We start from the raw sequence: 17,300 nt of genomic DNA, 5'->3' as shown, positions 1-17,300 counted from the left end.
GGGGCGCGATCGACGGCCTGTCCTGCCCGATCAGGCGATCAAGCGGTGGCGTTCAGCGCCTTGGCGAAGATATCCAGCGCCTCATCGATCTGATCGCGGTTGGCGACCAGCGGCGGCAGCCAGCGGATCACCTGCTTGCGCGGACCACAGCGCAGCAGCAGCAGTCCCGAGGCCTCGCAGGCCTTGACGATATGATCGGCGCCGCTGCCGTCGGGCTCGCCGTCCTTTTGGATCTCGCAACCGATCATGAAGCCCTTGCCGCGCACATCGGCGATGCACTCGTGATCGGCCGCCAGCGATTCCAGGCGCTGCTTGAGATGCGCGCCCTGCTCGGCCGCGTTCTCCACCAGGCCTTCCTCTTCGATTACATCCAGGGTCGCCAGCGCCGCCGCGCAGGCCACGGCGTTGCCGCCATACGTCCCGCCCTGAGAGCCCGGCCAGCCTTTTTCCATCAGCGCACGCGAGGCGCCGAAACCGGACAGCGGGAAGCCCGAGGCCAGTCCCTTGGCGGTCATCACGATATCCGGCTGCACATCGAAGTGGCTATGCGACCAGAACTTGCCGGTGCGACCATAGCCCGCCTGGACTTCGTCCACGCCGAGCACCAGGCCGTGCCGATCCGCACGCTCGCGCAGCCCCTGCATGAAGCGGGTGTTGGCCGGCACGAAACCGCCCTCGCCCTGGATCGGCTCGATCAGGAAGCCGGCCGTGTCCTTCGGCGAGCTGATCGTGTCGAAGATATGATCCAGTTCACGCAGGCAGAAATCGGTCGCCTCGTCTTCCGACCAACCGTAGCGGAAGGCATTGGGGAACGGTGCCACCACCACGCCGCCCATGATCGGCTGCAGGCCGGCGGTATACGCGGTGCCGGAGGTGGTCATCGAGGCCGCGCCCATGGTGCGACCGTGGAAGCCGCCATGGAATACCACGATGTTCGGGCGGCCGGTGGCGTGGCGCATCAGGCGCATCGCGCCTTCGGCGGCCTCGGTGCCGGCGCTGGCGTAGAACATGGTATCGATGTCGCCCGGCATCTTCTCGGCCAGACGCGCCGAGAGATCCTGAATCGGCTTGTGCATGATCGTGGTGTACTGACCGTGGATCAGTTTGCCGACCTGCGCCTGGGCGGCGGCCACGACCTTGGGATGACAATGGCCGGTGCTGGTCACGCCGATCCCGGAGGTGAAATCGATGTAACGGCGACCTTCGGTGTCGAACAGATAGCAGCCCTCGCCTCGCTCGGCGTAGACGTCGGTGGCCTGCTTGAGCAGTGGGGACAGGTGACCCGGGCGATTGGCCGTCATGGCTGTTCTCCTGACTGTGTTGGAACGTTTTCTGGTGGGTTGGCAATCGTAGCTGGCGGCGAGGCTAGACCTGTTGCGAAGCGGTTGCAATCCGTGCTTGTCGTTCGCCTCCGGCCGATCTCCTCCAGTCTTACGTACGCGCCTCGCGAAGCGCCGCCAGTACAGCGTCGCCGATCGCATCGGTGGCGCGCGCATCGCCGGCATGAGCGGCCAGGTCGGCCGCAACCGCGTTACGCAGGCGCACGCCCGCGCGCGCCGCCACCGCGTCCTCCTCGCCCATCCAGTCGAGCATCATGGCCGCCGTCAGCAGCATGGCCGCCGGCCCCGCCTTGTTCTGGCCGGCAATATCCGGTGCGCTGCCGTGGGTGGGCTCGAACATCGGCGGGCGCGAACGATCGGACGGGTTCAGGTTGGCCGAGGGCGACACCCCCATGCCACCGTTGAGCACCGCCGCCAGGTCGGTGAGGATGTCGCCGTGCAGATTGGAGGCCGCCACCACGTCGAACATCCACGGATGGGAGACGAACTTCATGCAGGCCGCATCCACCAGTTCGTGATGGGTGGCGACATCCGGATAGTCCTCCGCGATGGCCGCGAACATTTCCGTGTACATGTCGCCCCAGAATTTCTGGGCGTTGCGCTTGGTGACCAGGCAGACCTGGCTGGCGTGCTTGTCGACACCGAACTGGCGTTCGCGGCCTTCGCTCAGGCGCAAAGCCGCGCGCGCCCGGGCCTGCTCGAAGGCATGCCGGATGATGCGATCGGTGGCGCGATGGGTGAACACCGCGGTCTGGGTGACCACTTCATTCGGCGTCCCGGCGGCCAGCCGGCCGCCCTGGTTCACGTACTCGCCCTCGCTGTTCTCGCGAATGACGAGCATGTCGATATCGGCCGCCCGGGGATCAGCCAGATACTGCGGCGCGCCTTCCAGCCGGCGCACCGGCCGTTCACATACCCATTGATCGAAGCCCTTGCGGATTTCCAGCAATGGCGCCAGCGAATCCGAATCGGACAACAGATACCGATCCGGGTCCGTGGTCGGGCCCGGGTCGCCGAGCGCGCCCAGCAGGATCGCGTCGTAGCCGGCCAGCCGCGCCAGATAATCGGCCGGGGCCGATTCACCATGCGCTTCGTGCCACGCATGCGAGGGCCAGTCGAACGTGTCGTAATCGATCGCCAGATCGGGCTCGACCTCGGTCAGCGCATCGAGCGCACGGGTGGCCTGGGCGATCACTTCGGGGCCGATGCCGTCGCCGGGCAGAACAGCGACGCGCCATGTCTTTCGTGTAGTCATGCGGCGAGGCTACCACCGCGGCCCGGCCGCGCCTATCCATCCGAAAGCATGAGGCCATGGCCGCTCGCCGCTCAGCCCGCGCTGGCGCGCCGTGCTCGAAAGAAACGCCGCAGGAGATCGGCGCTTTCATCGGCGAGCACACCGCCCCGGTGCGCCACGCGATGGTTGAGCCGCGGCTCGTCGAATACGGCAAATATGGAGTGCGCCGCGCCGGCACGAAAATCGTCGGCACCATAGATCACGCGCGCGATGCGGGCATGGCCGATCGCCCCAGCGCACATGGCGCACGGCTCGAGCGTGCAATACAGCGTCGCCCCCGGCAGCCGATAGTTGCCGACGGCGGCGCAGGCCGCCCGAATGGCCACGATTTCGGCATGTGCCGTGGCATCGCAAGCCGCTATCGGGCTGTTGCGGCCATGCCCGAGCGCGATGCCGTCACGCACCACGACCGCCCCGACCGGCACTTCACCCGCTGCGCCGGCCGCGGCTGCCAGATCGAGCGCTACGCGCATCCAGTGGGTATCGGCGTCGGAATCGACCGGGGCAGCGTCGGACATCACCAGCAAGCAGAACGGATCGGGCCATCCATTATGCCGGTTCGACAGCGGCTGTTCGCGCCGGCGCCGGGATCCCGCGCGCCGCGGCGCGGAAACCATCCCCATTGCGGCGACACCCTATTGCGCCCCGGCCTTCACGCGCGTACGGCACAGGGCTTATCGTTATATCCAAGGCAACCACGTGAGGAGACGACCATGGCGTCGCTGGTACAAACCCGGGTTCTGGTCATTGGCGGCAGTTCCGGCATTGGCGAGGCCGTGGCCCGCCGCAGCGCCGAATCGGGCGCCGATGTGACCATCGCGTCCCGCTCGGCGGACAAGCTGGCGCACGCGGCCGAAAGCATCGGTCACGGGGTGCGCACGGCCGTGCTCGATACCGGCGACAATGGTGCGGTTGAGCGTTTCTTCAACGATAATGCGAGCTGGGATCACCTGATCGTGTCGTCCGCGGCTACAGCCCGGGGCGGCATGCGCGCGATGACGCTCGAAGATGCCTACGCTTCCATGGACAGCAAGTTCTGGGGCGCCTATCGTGCGGTGCGAGCCGCCCGCATGGCCGACGGCGGCACCATTACGCTCGTCTCCGGCTTTCTGTCGGAGCGCCCGTCCGCGGGCGCCACGCTCCAGGGGGCGATCAATGCGGCCATCGAAGGCCTGATGCGCGGGTTGGCACTGGAGCTGGCCCCGGTACGTGTGAATGCGGTATCGCCGGGTATGATCGATACGCCGCTCTGGGACGATATGCCGCAAACGCGCAAACGCGAACTCCTGGCCGGCGCGGCGAAGCATCTGCCGGTGGGCCGCGCCGGCCGCGCCGGCGATATCGCCAATGCCGTGCATTATCTGATGATCACCGGCTTTGCCACCGGCTCGGTGGTTCGCGTGGACGGCGGCGGCGCCATCGCCTGAGGGCGCCCGCGATTATGTCGCCCGGCGCATGCCGGCCTCGGGCGGGCGCGATGCCGCCCCGATCGATGACCCGGCCGCACCGCTCGGGCGGCCCGCCATGCCGGCGGCATGGGGCCTGTTGGGCTGCCCGGCGAGGCGCGATATATTGCCGAACAGACCGACCGCCCCGGAATCCATCGCCCATGTCACAGCCCCCCGCCCGCAACAGCGACTCCGCGCGACAGGCGAGTGCCGCCCAGGCGCTGTTCGATACGGTCTGCGACCTGCTGCGGCGCGGCGATGAGCGCGCCAACGCCCTGCTGCCGCGCCTGCAGGCCTATCCCGCCCATGGCCCGGGCTGGCTGCAACTCGGGCGCACGCTCACCGAGCTGGGGCAATCGAACGCGGCCATGGTGGCATTCGATCAGGCCCTGGCGGCGCCGGAACCACCGCTGGCCGCCCTGCTCGAAAAAGCCGATCTCATGATCGCGACCGGCGACGCCGCGGCCGCGGCGCGCTGGCTGGCCACATTTCAGCGCCGCGGCGCGGACGATATCCGGCTTCACCACAAACTGGGCCGCGCCCATTACGCGGCCGGTGACTGTGAGGCCGCGCGTACCGCACTGCGGGCCACGGTAGACAAGGCGCCGGATTTTGCCGAAGCCTGGTTTCATCTCGGGTTGGTCGAGCAGGACCTGAACCGGCCAGCCGCGGCGGCTGCGGCGTATCGCCATGCGTTGTCCGCCGGACCGGACATGTTCGAAGCGGCCCTCAACCTCGGCATCAGCCTGCAGGACACCGGCGATATCGAGACCGCGCTGGATGCCTACGCCCGGGCGGTGCGCATCAAGCCCGCGTGCTTCAATCGAGTGGCGCAGGCGCTGACCTCGGCGCCGACGGGGCAATTGTGGCTCGACCCGCGCGCGCTGCGGCGTTCACTTGCCAGGCGTGCGTGAACGCGGCGCCCGGTACTGCTTGCGGTAGATGCCCTTGTCGTCCAGCAATCGCCGCCCCAGGGCGTCGTAGGCGGCCGTTTCCTCGGCATTGAATGCCTGGAACTCGTATTCGAGCGGCTCACGCTGCACCGGAAAGCACTGCACCACCGGCGTGCCCCGCGCCAGAACGCCTTCGAAATCGGGCTGTGTCCAGATCGCGGGAAACAGGATGCCAACATCGTGGTATCGATCGGCATCGACCAGCCCCGACAAGGCCTGAAACGGCAGATCGGTTCGGTTGGCCGGCGGCATGGCGAACAACGACCAGCCGTCGGGCAATTCGACGGTCCAGAAACTATTGAACTTTACGATCACGCGATCGTCGGCATGAAACGGCGTGCCCTCGACCTGGGCCGGCACATGGAAACTCAGCGGCGCCCGCGGGTGCATGCGTGCCGCCGGTTGCGGCAACGACCAGTCCCAGGAAAACACCCCGTTCCGGACATGCACGTCGCAAGGCAACGTGAACACGAAACCATGCGTCATGGCATCCACGAATGGCGGGCACTGCTTGACCGTGCGGATGTCGCCGCCGTGGGTCTCGGAATGCGCCGTACTCGGCATCTGCCGCAGCCAGTCCGGTAGCGCCGCCCGCGCCGCCAGGGGCTCGGGCAAGTGCCCTTTCAGATGCGGGTCGCAGCGAAAGATCACACGCATATCGGCCGCCCCTCACGGCTGACGGCTGTCGTCGACGCTCAAGTTGAATGCGATCGAGATCCGCTGGGTCGGTCCGAGATACGGTCGCACCTGATGATAGAGCCAGGCCGGAAAAAGAATCAGCAGACCGGCGCGCGGCGTAAACCGCACGTTGGTCCCCCCGGTATTATGCCCCCCTTCGTCGAACACGAGTGAGGGCGCATACATGGCCACGCCCGGGCCACGCGGATCCATGATCTCGAACTCGCCGCCGCATGACTCATCGGTCGCGCGCCCCCCATCGTCGACATAGTAGGTGCCCGACCAGTAAACGCCCGGATGATAGTGAAACTCATTGCCGTGCCCCTTTTCATTAATGTTGGCCCACGCACGCGTCGACCAGTTGATCCGTACCGATTGCCCGGAACGATCCAGGGTCAGACGATCCGCCATCTGACACGCGGCCGAGAGAATCTCCTCGACCCGTGGCCCGCCCCATTGTTCCATCGGTCGACCGGAATGCCATCCGCCAAGATTCGACGCCGCGATTGAGTCCTCACGATCGCGCTCAGCGAAAATACGCTGCTTGAGATCCGCGTTGCGCGCCTCGCTGTCCTCGAGAAGCGTCGCGGCGACCGGCGTGGCAAAGAAATGCCCGACCTGCATCTGAAGTTCCGAATCGCTCATGCTCGTCCTGACTCTCATACCAAAACGCAAAAGCCGTTACGGCAACACCGATCCGGCAACATATCACGCCCCAAAAAAGACGCGGCCCGACGGGTTGTATTCCGCCGGGCCGCTTTTCCGATTACGAAGGATCCGTGCGGATCGTTACGACATCAACTCTCACCCTTCGAGGCTTTCTTGCCAATCGACGAGGGATCGTTGAAGGCCTTGAGCAGCTCCTCATAGGGCAGCGTTTGGCCAGGCGGATTCTCGTTGGCAAGCTTGGGCTTCGGCGAGCCCGGCTGATTCAGCCAGTACTCCTTGCTCTTCTTCGGGTTCAACTTCGGCGGCGCCACTTTTTCCAGGCCCGCAATCTGAATCCGGTGCATGACCTGGTCCAGCTCCTCGGCCACCTTGTCCATGCCTTCCTGGGGTGTGAGCGAACCGCTGTTGATCTTCGCGATGTTCGTCCACCAAGCCGACGTCATCTTGCCATAGGCCGGCACGTTGGTCCCGGTCGGTGTCCAGTACTTGTGCGCCGGACTCCGGAAGAACTCGACCAGACCGCCCAGATACGGCGCGGCCTGACCCATTGGCTTCGAGTCGATATCGGATTTCCGGAACGGCGTCAGCGCAGCCCAGCTCTTGCGCAGCGATACCGACTTGCAGATACAGAACTGGGCATACAGCCAACTGGCCGCCCGTTTCTTCGGCGGCGTCGTCTTGGGCAGAATCCAGGAACCGCAATCCTGATAGCCCAGCTTCATGCCGGCTTCCCAGTACGGCCCGTGGGGCGACGGCGCCATGCGCCATTTCGGCGTACCGTCGTCGTTGACCACCGGCAGGCCGGGCTTGGTCATGCTCGAGGCAAACGCCGTATACCAGAAGATCTGCTGCGCAATATGCCCTTGCGCCGGCACCGGGCCAGCTTCGGAGAACGTCATGCCAGCCGCTTCCGGCGGCGCATATTTCTGCAGCCATTCCTTGTACTTGGTAATGGCATAGACGGCAGCCGGGCTGTTGGTGGCGCCGCCGCGCTCGACGCTGGCCCCAACCGGATTCTCGTCCTCGTTGACGCGAATACCCCAGTCGTCGACCGGCTTGCCGAACGGCAGGCCCTTATCGCTCATGCCTGCCATCGACAGCCAGGAGTCATGGATACGCCAGCCCAGCGACGGCGATTTCTTGCCGTAATCCATATGACCGTAGATACGCTTGCCGTCCAGATGCTTGACCTTGTTGGTAAAGAAGTCGGCGATATCCTCATAGGCCGACCAGTTCACCGGCACATCAAGCTCGTAACCGTATTCGTCCTTAAACTTCTTCTTGAGATCCGGACGCTCGAACCAGTCCTTGCGATACCAGTACAGGTTCGCGAACTGGCCGTCCGGGATCATGTACATCTTGTTGTTCTTCGGCCAGGTGACGAAGCTCTTGCCGATGAAATCATCCACGTCCAGCGTCGGCAGCGTGATGTCCTTGCCCTCGCCGGTAATGTAGTCCGTGATCGGAATCACGTCATCCATGCGCGGATGGGTACCGATGAAATCCGAGTCATTGATGAACAGGTCATAGACATCCTGACCCGTGGCCATCTGCGTCTCCAGCTTGGAGACCGTCTTGCCCTCCTGCATCGTGTCGTGATTCACCTTGATGCCGGTGATCTGCTCAAAGGCCTTCGACAGGATGTTGGCCTCGAAGTTATGCGTGCCGGTCACCTCGGTAACGACATTGATTTCCATGCCGCTATAAGGTTTGGCTGCTTCGTGCAGGAACTTCATCTCCTTCATCTGCTCGTCCTTGTTCAACGTGGACGGTTGCAGGAAGTCGGTGACCCAGTTTTCGGCCGCGGCCATGCCGGATTTGCCTTTGCCATAGTCCTTATAGCTTGGGATCTGGCCGAGCGGCGGGAAATCACTGATGCCTCCCGATGAAGACGTGGCCGCCTGCGCCGACGAACCGATAAACGGTACCGCGGCCATACCGACCGCCGCAGCCGCGCCGCCGCGCAGGAAATGACGCCGGTTCACATCGAATCCCTGTTCGGTATCCGATGTGCCCGACGTGGTGACGTCGTCTGTTTTCTTTTTGGTCATGTCGATCTCCTTCCGATCGCTGTGCGAACCGGCTCGCGCCTACGAACCGGGATTTTCCCGACGAAACCCGACCTAGGATCCCGGCGGCTATAGAGAAACATCTCGTCGTTCAGGTCAGCCCACAAACATCAAGGTGAGCATGAGCACGATGACGGCGAGTAAAAGTAACCAGCTGGTCAGCGGGATGAGCGCCACCCAGAGCGCACTAAGATAGGCCGATGCCAACAAGCCGATGAAAAGACGGTCGCCGCGCGTGGTGCGCATGGGAATGATCCAGCCACGGCGCTCGCGCGTCGGTTGAAGGATCTGCCAGACCGTCATAATCGCCAATATGATCACGATACCGGCAAAAAAAGCAGCCGTGGGTAAGGTCCAAAGCATCCATTGCATGGTCGAACTCCTAACTAAACCCGGCCCAGGGCGAAACCGGAGGCAATACGATGGCGCACGAACCAGATCACGAGGATGCCCGGAATGAGAGTGAGCGTGCCGGACGCCGCAAGAATACCCCAGTCCGTGCCCGAGGCGGTGAAGGCGCTGCTCATCTTGGTGGCGAACGGCATGGCATTACTGGAAGTCAGCGTGTTGGCCAGCAGCAGCTCAATCCAGCTGAACATGAAGCAGAAGAACGCCGCGACGCCGATCCCCGAGCCAATCAAGGGTATGAAGATCTTGATGAAGAAACGCGGTAATGAATAACCGTCGAGATACGCGGTCTCGTCGATCTCGCGGGGCACGCCGGACATGAAACCTTCCAGGATCCAGACCGCCAGCGGCAGATTGAACAGCGTATGCGCGAGCGCCACCGCAAACACCGTGTCGAACAGATGGATGCTGTGATAAAGCTGGAAATACGGGATCAGGAACACTGCCGGCGGCGCCATCAGGTTCGTCAGGAACCAGAAGAACAAGTGCTTGTCAGCGATGAAATCGTAGCGCGAAAACGCGTACGCGGCCGGTATCGCCAGGGGCAGCGTGATCGCCACGTTGATCACGACGTATGACAGCGAATGCAGGAACGAGCCCGTCCATTTCCCGCTGTTGAAAATATCCTGATAGTGGCTGAGCGTCCAATGGCTCGGCCAGAACGTCAGCTGCGTCGTGATCTCGGTGTTGGACTTGAACGACATCATGACCAACCAATAGATCGGAATCATGAGAAACAGGATGAAGAGCGTCAGGCTGATACGACGGATCGTCATTTTATTGGCCCCCTTCGCCGGTGCCCACGCGGGTCAACACGATATAGAACACATAACTGACCAGAAGGATGATCAGGAAGTAGAGCAGCCCGTAGGCAGCCGCCTTGCCGTAGGCGAACTGGCCGATCGCCGTATTGGTGAGCATCTCCGTCATGAAGGTCGTTGAGCTACCGGGGCCGCCGCCAGTGACCGTCAACGGCTCGGCATAGACCTTGAAGCTGTAGACGAAGCGCAACAGGATCGCGATGGTCAGCACACCACGAAGCTTGGGCAACTCGATGAAGCGGAATACGGCCCAACGCGAGGCGCCGTCGATACGCGCGGCCTGATAAAACGCGCCCGGAATCGAGCACAGCCCGGCATAGCACAGCAACGCGATGAGCGAGGTCCAGTGCCATACACTCATCAGCACCACCGTGAACCAGGCGGAGAAGGTGCCCGTCGCGTAGTTGTAGTTGATGTGCAACACGTTGTTGACGAACGCACCGAACAAGCCGATGTCGCCACGGGCGAAGATCTGCCAGATCAGACCCACGACATTCCAGGGCACCAGCAGCGGCAATGCCAGCACCACCAGCACCGCACCGACAGCCCGCCCGCTGCGCGGCATGGTAAGCGCCACCCCGATGCCAAGCGGCACCTCAATTGCCAGGACGATGGCCGTGAACAGCACCTGCCGCCCGAAGGCATCCCGGAACTGCGCGTTGGTCAGTGCATCGTGGAACGTCGACCACCCGACAAACGTGTGGTTTTGCATGCTGAAAACGATCTGGAGGCTGTAATTGACCACCGCCATGAACGGAATCAGCGACGAAAACGCCACCAGCAATGTGGCCGGCAGCACCAGGAACCACGCCCGGTTATCGGAAAAACGATTGTCACTCATGCCGCCACCTCACTGCCAATCAGGCGCTCGTTGCGATAAAGACACAGCCACTCATGCGGGAATTCGATCGACAGATCGTCGCCGCCGATCTCGCTCGACTCCACCGGCAGCCGGATCTTGATGTCATGCCCTTCGAGATCAGCGGTGATCAGCCGAAACTCGCCCATATCGGCCTGCCGCCGCACGGACACGGTCAGCGCATCAGCTGCATCCGAGCGCATGACAAACTCAGGCCGGATTCCGAGTTTGTAATCGCCATCGTCATGTTCGGCCGCCGCCGCGGCCTGGGCCTCGGTTAGCGGGATGCGGGTCGAACCGACGACCGCCGTACCGCCATCGATATTACAGGGGAGAAAATTCATGCCCGGGCTACCGATGAAGTAGCCCACGAAGGTATGTTCCGGACGCTCGAAAAGCGCCTGCGGGGTGCCGACCTGAACGATCTCGCCATCCGACATCACCACCACTTTATCGGCGAATGTCAGCGCCTCGATCTGATCGTGGGTGACATAGATCATGGTGTGGCTGAACTGCTTGTGGACTTCCTTGAGCTGACGCCTCAGACGCCATTTAAGCTGCGGATCGATCACCGTCAGCGGCTCATCGAACAGGATGGCCGAGGTGTCGTCGCGCACCAGGCCGCGCCCCATGGAAATCTTCTGCTTGAGTTCAGCGCCCAGCCCGCTCGCGCGGCGCTTCAGCACGTCGCCGAGATCAAGCATCTCGGCGACTTCCCGAACACGCCGGTCGATGTGGCTACGCTCGACCTTGCGGTTGCGCAATGGAAACGCCAGGTTGTCGTACACGCTCATGGAGTCGTACAACACCGGAAACTGGAACACCTGTGCGATGTTACGGCGCTCGGGCGACAGGTCGGTGACGTCCTGATCGCCGAAGAACACCCGCCCTTCCGAGGGCTTCAGCAACCCCGAACAAATATTCAACAATGTACTCTTGCCACAGCCGGACGGCCCGAGCAGAGCATAAGCACCGCCGTCGTCCCAGCTGAAGTTCATCGGAAGCAGGGCATAGTCCTCGGGCCGGTCAGCCTGGCCAGAATAGCTATGCGCAACTCCGTCGAAACGAATCAAGGCCATAGTGATTGGCTCCCTCGTTTTAGCGGTCGGCGCCGGCTTCGGGTGAATGGACCAGCTGCTTATCATCGCGGTTGAACACGAACAACTTGTCCGGATGGAAACCCAACGCGATAGCAGCGCCGAGCTCGTGCTGGTGCACGCCCGGCTGCACGGCCACCCAGGCGCGGCCCTCCACTTGGCAATGGACGTAGGTATCCGAGCCACTGATCTCGGTGACATCAACGGTCGTATCGATGCGCTGACCTCTGGTATCGGACTCGACGTTGACGCTCAGATGCGGCGGGCGCACACCGAACAGATACGAACCGTCGGCCAGCCCGGACAACGCCGCCGGGCGCGCCGTGCGAAGCGTATCGCCCACGTGCAGCTCATCGCCCCGGATTTCACCGTTGATGATGTTCATCGGCGGGTCGCTGAACACACTCGCCACGTGCGTCGTGGCCGGGGCCGCGTAGACATTCGCCGCGTAGTCGTACTGCAGCAGGCGTCCCTGTTCCAGAACAGCCGTACGACCGCCGAAGGCAAGCGCTTCCCAGGGATCGGTCGTGGCATACACGACGATCGAACGACGGCCCTCGAGCGCTTTAGGCAATTCTTCGCGCAGGGTCTCGCGCAGCTTGTAGTCCAGGTTCACCAACGGCTCGTCCAGCAGCACGAGTTCGGCATCGCGAACCAGCGCGCGCGCCATCGCCGTTCGCTGCTGCTGCCCACCGGACAGCTCGGCCGGCAAGCGGTCGAGCATGGCGTCGATGCGCAGACGCTCGGCCTCGGCGCGCACGCGTCGATCGATCTCCGAGCTCGAAACGCCCGCAATGCGCAGGGGCGAGGCGATGTTCTCGTAGACCGTCAAAGACGGGTAGTTGATGAACTGCTGATAGACCATCGCGACGTTGCGCTTGCGAACCGAAAGCCCGGTAACATCGGTGCCATCAACGCGAACGCGTCCGGACGAAGGTTTGTCCAGGCCAGCCATCAATCGCATAAGCGACGTCTTGCCCGAAAGCGTCAGACCGAGCAACAGCGACAGCGAACCGCTTTCCAGCTCGAGATCCATCGGTGCGATATGGGTCTCACCGCCCACGACCTTGGACACATTGTCGAGCACTAGCGACATGGCCACCCTCCTCCTAGATACCGCCGGCGGTTGCCGACCGCTGCCTCATCCGTATGCATCAAGCGATGCCCCAGTTGTCCCGTTGATTTCGATACACGTTGACACCGCGCCAACCGTTATTCGTTTCGAGCTTAGTGTTCGAAACCGAACATGAACAACTAGTCAAAAGTCGTAGACCGCTGAACCGACCCGACCCAAACCACCGAATACCGGGCTATTCGGCAACATGCACCGACACACCAGCTTCGGCCAGGAGGTCGGCAAGCGGCTTGGGCGGCGCCACATCGGTAAACAGCGCATCGATGCAGTCCACGATGTTCCCGGCGCGCACCAGCGCGTGACGGTTGTACTTGGTCTGATCGGCGAGCAGGAACACACGCCGGGCGTTGGCGATGATCACGCGCAGCAGGCGTACTTCGCGATAATCGAAATCGAACAAGGTGCCGTCCGACTCGATTCCGGAGATGCTCATCAGCGCGTAATCGACCTTGAAATTGTTAAAGAAATCGAGCGTCATCTCGCCGGTCACGCCAGCGTCGATCGAGCGCACCGTGCCCCCGGCGACCATGACCTCGGCATCCTTCGAGGCCGATAGCATGCCGGCGATCTGCAGATTGTTGGTGATCACGCGCAGCCCCTTGTGCCCGGCCAGCGCCCGCGCGGTTTCCTTGGTCGTAGTCCCCAGCGTGAGAAACAACGACGCGTGGTCGGGAATCTCGCGCGCCACCAGTTCCGCGATCTTGCGCTTGCCTTCCAGATTGAGCACCTGGCGGGCCTCGTAGGCGAGATTTTCGACGGTCGAAGGCAAACCCGCACCGCCGTGATAACGCCGCAACAATCCAGCTTCGCACAGCGCATTCACGTCGCGACGCGCGGTCTGTTGCGTGATATCGAAACTGCGAGCCAGCGCCTCGATGGCGACGAAACCCTGCTGCTCCACCAGATCGACGATCTCGCGCTGGCGCGCCGTCGGCGTTTGTTCATCCGAAGCCGAACGATTGGGCGTTGTCACTCCACTCTCTCCTTTCGGACCCGATCAACGCGATCCGCGCTGTCGCGGCCCATGTTTCGAAGCCGCACCCGTATTTGTCCTGCCCGGCCCCGGAACCGCCGGGGACCGGAAAAACCGCCGGCGTGCATCCATTCAAGCCGGGGCCGCACGGCACACCTAATCCAGAGTGCATGTTAGCCGGCCGCTCAACTATCGCCCTCTACAACTTTTGTTGTATTTTTGTTTTCGCTTTCGAACTCTAAGGTTTTAATCCGAACATAAGGCGATCCCGATATGAGCACTCCGCAAACGTATGACCTGATTGTGGTCGGTGGTGGCATCAATGGCGCCGGCATCGCCCGCGACGCCGTGGGTCGAGGTCTTTCGGTTCTGCTGTGCGAGGCCGACGACCTGGCGAGTCATACGTCCTCGGCTTCGACGAAGCTCATACATGGCGGGCTGCGATACCTTGAGCAGTACGAATTCAAGCTCGTGGCAAAAGCCTTGTCGGAGCGCGAAGTACTGCTCAAGGCCGCGCCGCACATCATCTGGCCGATGCGGTTCATCCTGCCGCATCAAAAGCATCTGCGCCCGGCCTGGATGATCCGTACCGGGCTGTTCCTATACGACCATCTCGGCGGCCGTCAGACCCTGGCGGGCTCGCACGGCGTGAAATTCGACAGCCACCCGGCCGGCGCGCCGCTCAAGCCCGAGTTCAACAAGGGTTTTGTCTATTCGGATGCCTGGGTCCAGGACGCACGGCTTGTCGTGCTCAACTGCATGGATGCCGCCAACCGCGGTGCCACCATCATGACGCGCACGCGCTGTGAATCGGCCACGCGCAGCGCGGATGGCTGGCAGGTAACACTCAAGACCGCCGCCGGCGAGACCATCGAGGCCAAATCACGCGGGCTCGCCAACGCCGCCGGTCCCTGGGCGGTGCGTTTCCTCGACGATGTGGCGACGATGAACCACCATTACGCGCTTCGGCTGATCAAGGGCAGTCACATCGTGGTGCCGAAGCTGTTCGACCACGACTACGCCTACATCTTCCAGCAGCCGGACGGACGCATCGTGTTCGCCATTCCCTACGAACAGGATTTCACCCTGATCGGTACCACCGACGTGGAGCACGAAGGCGCGCCCGGCAAGGTTGCCATCGAGCAAGACGAGATCGCCTATCTCTGTGAGTCGGCGAACCGCTACTTCGAGCAGTCGATCGCGCCGGACGACGTGGTCTGGAGTTATTCCGGCGTGCGCCCGCTGCTCGACGACCGCGAGGACAACGCGAGCGAAATCACCCGCGATTACCGCATCCAGCTCGATACCGACGGCGCGCCGCTGCTCAACGTCTTCGGCGGCAAGCTGACGACTTTCCGCCGCCTGGCCGAGGACGCCGTCGACCAGATCGCGCCCGAACTCGGCAACCAGCACAAGGCCTGGACCGGAAACGGCCATCCCCTGCCCGGGGGTGACGAGTCCAGGCCGCAACATCTGTTCGAATCGTTGCAGGCCAGTCATCCGTTCATCCCCCTGGGCATGGCGAATCGCATGGTGTTCAACTACGGCACGCGCGTGCGCGATATCGTCGCCGGGGCGAAAAGCCTGGATGACCTGGGCGAGCACTTCGGCGCCGGCCTGTACGCAGCGGAAGTCGATTATCTATGCGAGCACGAATGGGCGCGCACGGCCGAAGACATTATCTGGCGCCGCTCCAAGCTGGGTCTGCGGCTGGCGTCCGGCGAGGTCGACCGGCTGACGGCCTATCTGCGCGAGCGCGCCCCCGCCTGAGCACGGCGCCCGATCTGCCGCCGGCTTTGATCCGGGTTACCTTGGGCCGGGCACGCCGCCGTTGAGCGGTTCATCCACGGCCACCGGCCGGCGTCGCCGGGCGGCCCCGACAAAAACGCCTGCGATGCGGTGTCGCGCGCATGAAACGAAGCAAGCGCCGCGCGCTTCAAAGGAGAGAGCGATGGACAAGAAATACATACTCGCCATAGACCAGGGAACGACCAGTTCGCGCTCGATGCTGTTCGACCGCAATGGCCGGATCGCCGGCATCGCGCAACGCGAATTCGAACAGATTTTTCCGCGTCCGGGCTGGGTCGAGCACAACCCGCGCGACATCATGACCAGCGTGCTCACCACGCTCACGGAACTGATCAACAACACCCAGGTCGACGTCTCGGAGATCGCCGGCATTGGCATCACCAATCAACGCGAGACCACGGTCGTCTGGGACAGAAAGACCGGGCAACCGGTCTACAACGCCATCGTCTGGCAATCGCGCCATTCCGCCGAGATCTGCGACGAGCTGCGCGAAGCCGGCCATGCCGAGATGATCCGCGACAAGACCGGGCTGGTCATCGATGCCTATTTCTCGGGCACCAAGCTGAAGTGGATCTTCGACAACGTGGACGGTGTGAAGGAAAAAGCCGAAAGCGGCGACCTGCTGTTCGGCACCATCGACTCCTGGCTGGTCTGGAACCTGACCGGCGGCGAAGTGCATGTCACCGACGTGACCAATGCCTCGCGCACGATGATGTTCAACATCCGCGAGCGCCAATGGGACCCGGAACTGCTTGAACTATTCGGTGTGCCCGAGGCCATGCTGCCGGCGGTGAAGTCGAGCAGCGAAACCTATGGCCACGTTCAGCCCAAGTATTTTTTCGGCAACGAGATTCCCATCGCCGGCATGGCCGGGGACCAGCAGGCCGCCCTGTTCGGCCAGGCCTGCTTCGAGCCGGGCATGGCCAAGAACACCTATGGCACCGGCTGCTTCACCTTGATGAACACCGGCACCGAGGCCACGGCCTCGGAAAACGGCCTGCTGACCACGATCGGCTGGGAGATCGACGGCACCATCGAGTACGCCCTGGAAGGCAGTGTTTTCGTGGCCGGTTCCGTGATCCAGTGGCTGCGCGACGGGTTGCGCATGCTGGGCAAATCGTCCGATTCGGAAGCCTATGCCGAGCGTGCCGGCGACAATGACGGCGTGTACATGGTGCCCGCATTCACCGGCCTCGGCGCCCCGTACTGGGACAGCAACGTCCGCGGCGCCGTGTTCGGGCTGTCGCGCGGCACTACCAAGGAGCATTTCATACGCGCGGCCGTGGAATCGATCGCCTACCAGAGCGCCGATGTCCTGCAGGCCATGCAGGCCGACGCCGGCCTCAATCTGGCCGAACTGCGCACCGACGGCGGCGCGATCGCGAACGACTTCCTCGCCCAGTTCCAGGCCGACATTCTCGGCGTGGACGTACTGCGTAGCGAAGTCAGCGAGACGACCGCGCTCGGTGCCGCCTATCTGGCCGGCCTGGCCGTGGGCTTCTGGGAATCGCGCGAACAGATCGCCGAGCAATGGGCCATCGAAACGCGTTTCACACCGGCCATGCCGAGCGCCAAACGCGAACAACTCGTCGCCGGATGGGAGCGCGCGGTACGGGCCACCATGGGCTTTCGTGTCGAGTCGTGACACACCCGTCAGTCGACTCCGTTTGTCGGAACGCATCTCCTCCGATGCGCTTGCCTCGCCGAGACGATCTCGGCGAGGCTTTTTTCCGAGCACGCGGGAGCG

General features: G+C 63.2%; 16 protein-coding genes. 4 read left to right on the top strand and 12 right to left on the bottom strand.

The features are described 5' to 3' along the window. Nucleotides 1-38 precede the first annotated feature (38 nt). From SALB1_RS12805 to tadA, 3 genes are all read right to left on the bottom strand, one after another. Nucleotides 39-1,301, bottom strand: coding sequence for an aspartate aminotransferase family protein (locus SALB1_RS12805; protein WP_109994221.1), 1,263 nt, complete (start codon nt 1,299-1,301; stop codon nt 39-41). A 130-nt stretch (nt 1,302-1,431) separates the two neighbouring features. After that, on the bottom strand, nt 1,432-2,595 hold the full coding sequence (locus SALB1_RS12800; RefSeq protein WP_109994220.1) for an isocitrate/isopropylmalate dehydrogenase family protein: 1,164 nt from the start codon (nt 2,593-2,595) through the stop codon (nt 1,432-1,434). A 71-nt stretch (nt 2,596-2,666) separates the two neighbouring features. Then, entirely contained in the window at nt 2,667-3,152 is a 486-nt protein-coding gene (tadA, locus tag SALB1_RS12795; protein ID WP_179950665.1) for a tRNA adenosine(34) deaminase TadA, read from the bottom strand. 195 nt (nt 3,153-3,347) lie between these two features. Here tadA and SALB1_RS12790 point away from each other — a divergent pair, with 195 nt between their 5' ends. Both SALB1_RS12790 and SALB1_RS12785 read left to right on the top strand, forming a co-directional pair. Next, on the top strand, nt 3,348-4,061 hold the full coding sequence (locus SALB1_RS12790) for an SDR family oxidoreductase (protein ID WP_109994219.1): 714 nt from the start codon (nt 3,348-3,350) through the stop codon (nt 4,059-4,061). A gap of 182 nt (nt 4,062-4,243) precedes the next feature. Further along, complete coding sequence (locus tag SALB1_RS12785; RefSeq protein ID WP_158590736.1) at nt 4,244-4,996, top strand: tetratricopeptide repeat protein; 753 nt, start codon at nt 4,244-4,246, stop codon at nt 4,994-4,996. On the opposite strand, the gene SALB1_RS12780 is transcribed toward SALB1_RS12785, so the two are convergent. From SALB1_RS12780 to SALB1_RS12740, 9 genes are all read right to left on the bottom strand, one after another. Then, nucleotides 4,976-5,692 carry a hypothetical protein gene (locus SALB1_RS12780; RefSeq protein ID WP_109994217.1) on the bottom strand — a complete coding sequence of 239 codons (717 nt, stop codon included), beginning with the start codon at nt 5,690-5,692 and terminating at the stop codon, nt 4,976-4,978. The genes SALB1_RS12785 and SALB1_RS12780 overlap by 21 nt on opposite strands. 12 nt (nt 5,693-5,704) lie before the next feature. Further along, the gene (locus tag SALB1_RS12775; protein WP_158590735.1) at nt 5,705-6,358 is read right to left on the bottom strand and encodes a TIGR02466 family protein; all 654 of its coding nucleotides are present in this window, start codon (nt 6,356-6,358) and stop codon (nt 5,705-5,707) included. A 152-nt stretch (nt 6,359-6,510) separates the two neighbouring features. Further along, the gene (locus tag SALB1_RS12770) at nt 6,511-8,433 is read right to left on the bottom strand and encodes an ABC transporter substrate-binding protein (protein WP_199678794.1); all 1,923 of its coding nucleotides are present in this window, start codon (nt 8,431-8,433) and stop codon (nt 6,511-6,513) included. Nucleotides 8,434-8,547: 114 nt separating this feature from the next. Next, a complete protein-coding gene (locus SALB1_RS12765) occupies nt 8,548-8,823 on the bottom strand; it encodes a DUF2160 domain-containing protein (protein WP_109994215.1) in 276 nt (91 codons plus the stop codon). Between the two features lie 14 nt (nt 8,824-8,837). After that, on the bottom strand, nt 8,838-9,635 hold the full coding sequence (locus SALB1_RS12760; protein WP_109994214.1) for a carbohydrate ABC transporter permease: 798 nt from the start codon (nt 9,633-9,635) through the stop codon (nt 8,838-8,840). Nucleotide 9,636: 1 nt separating this feature from the next. Next, nucleotides 9,637-10,521, bottom strand: coding sequence for a carbohydrate ABC transporter permease (locus SALB1_RS12755; RefSeq protein WP_109994213.1), 885 nt, complete (start codon nt 10,519-10,521; stop codon nt 9,637-9,639). Continuing rightward, nucleotides 10,518-11,618 (bottom strand): ABC transporter ATP-binding protein, encoded by a 1,101-nt coding sequence (locus tag SALB1_RS12750; RefSeq protein ID WP_109994212.1) that lies wholly within the window; start codon nt 11,616-11,618, stop codon nt 10,518-10,520. The genes SALB1_RS12755 and SALB1_RS12750 overlap by 4 nt, the downstream gene beginning before the upstream one ends. Before the next feature lie 19 nt (nt 11,619-11,637). Beyond that, nucleotides 11,638-12,732, bottom strand: a complete 1,095-nt coding sequence (locus tag SALB1_RS12745; RefSeq protein ID WP_109994211.1) for an ABC transporter ATP-binding protein — start codon at nt 12,730-12,732, stop codon at nt 11,638-11,640. A gap of 214 nt (nt 12,733-12,946) precedes the next feature. Then, complete coding sequence (locus SALB1_RS12740) at nt 12,947-13,744, bottom strand: DeoR/GlpR family DNA-binding transcription regulator (protein WP_109994210.1); 798 nt, start codon at nt 13,742-13,744, stop codon at nt 12,947-12,949. Nucleotides 13,745-14,017: 273 nt separating this feature from the next. On the opposite strand from SALB1_RS12740, the gene glpD reads away from it, so the two are divergent. Together glpD and glpK are read left to right on the top strand one after the other, a co-directional pair. After that, complete coding sequence (gene glpD / locus SALB1_RS12735; protein ID WP_109994209.1) at nt 14,018-15,514, top strand: glycerol-3-phosphate dehydrogenase; 1,497 nt, start codon at nt 14,018-14,020, stop codon at nt 15,512-15,514. A 181-nt stretch (nt 15,515-15,695) separates the two neighbouring features. Continuing rightward, nucleotides 15,696-17,198, top strand: coding sequence for a glycerol kinase GlpK (gene glpK / locus SALB1_RS12730; RefSeq protein ID WP_109994208.1), 1,503 nt, complete (start codon nt 15,696-15,698; stop codon nt 17,196-17,198). Nucleotides 17,199-17,300 lie beyond the last annotated feature (102 nt).

It is taken from the genome of Salinisphaera sp. LB1 (assembly GCF_003177035.1).
In the GTDB taxonomy this organism is placed as follows: Bacteria; Pseudomonadota; Gammaproteobacteria; order Nevskiales; family Salinisphaeraceae; genus Salinisphaera.
The sequence above is the reverse complement of the archived record's forward strand: the minus strand, read 5'-3'. Positions and strand labels throughout refer to the sequence as shown.

Coding starts and splice junctions, on each gene's coding strand:
- glpD (WP_109994209.1), top strand. CDS start 14,018: ATGAGCACTCCGCAAACGTATGACCTGATTGTGGTCGGTGGTGGCATC.
- SALB1_RS12750 (WP_109994212.1), bottom strand. CDS start 11,618: ATGGCCTTGATTCGTTTCGACGGAGTTGCGCATAGCTATTCTGGCCAG.
- SALB1_RS12760 (WP_109994214.1), bottom strand. CDS start 9,635: ATGACGATCCGTCGTATCAGCCTGACGCTCTTCATCCTGTTTCTCATG.
- SALB1_RS12770 (WP_199678794.1), bottom strand. CDS start 8,433: ATGACCAAAAAGAAAACAGACGACGTCACCACGTCGGGCACATCGGAT.
- tadA (WP_179950665.1), bottom strand. CDS start 3,152: ATGTCCGACGCTGCCCCGGTCGATTCCGACGCCGATACCCACTGGATG.
- SALB1_RS12745 (WP_109994211.1), bottom strand. CDS start 12,732: ATGTCGCTAGTGCTCGACAATGTGTCCAAGGTCGTGGGCGGTGAGACC.
- glpK (WP_109994208.1), top strand. CDS start 15,696: ATGGACAAGAAATACATACTCGCCATAGACCAGGGAACGACCAGTTCG.
- SALB1_RS12775 (WP_158590735.1), bottom strand. CDS start 6,358: ATGAGCGATTCGGAACTTCAGATGCAGGTCGGGCATTTCTTTGCCACG.
- SALB1_RS12755 (WP_109994213.1), bottom strand. CDS start 10,521: ATGAGTGACAATCGTTTTTCCGATAACCGGGCGTGGTTCCTGGTGCTG.
- SALB1_RS12765 (WP_109994215.1), bottom strand. CDS start 8,823: ATGCAATGGATGCTTTGGACCTTACCCACGGCTGCTTTTTTTGCCGGT.
- SALB1_RS12805 (WP_109994221.1), bottom strand. CDS start 1,301: ATGACGGCCAATCGCCCGGGTCACCTGTCCCCACTGCTCAAGCAGGCC.
- SALB1_RS12785 (WP_158590736.1), top strand. CDS start 4,244: ATGTCACAGCCCCCCGCCCGCAACAGCGACTCCGCGCGACAGGCGAGT.
- SALB1_RS12790 (WP_109994219.1), top strand. CDS start 3,348: ATGGCGTCGCTGGTACAAACCCGGGTTCTGGTCATTGGCGGCAGTTCC.
- SALB1_RS12800 (WP_109994220.1), bottom strand. CDS start 2,595: ATGACTACACGAAAGACATGGCGCGTCGCTGTTCTGCCCGGCGACGGC.
- SALB1_RS12780 (WP_109994217.1), bottom strand. CDS start 5,692: ATGCGTGTGATCTTTCGCTGCGACCCGCATCTGAAAGGGCACTTGCCC.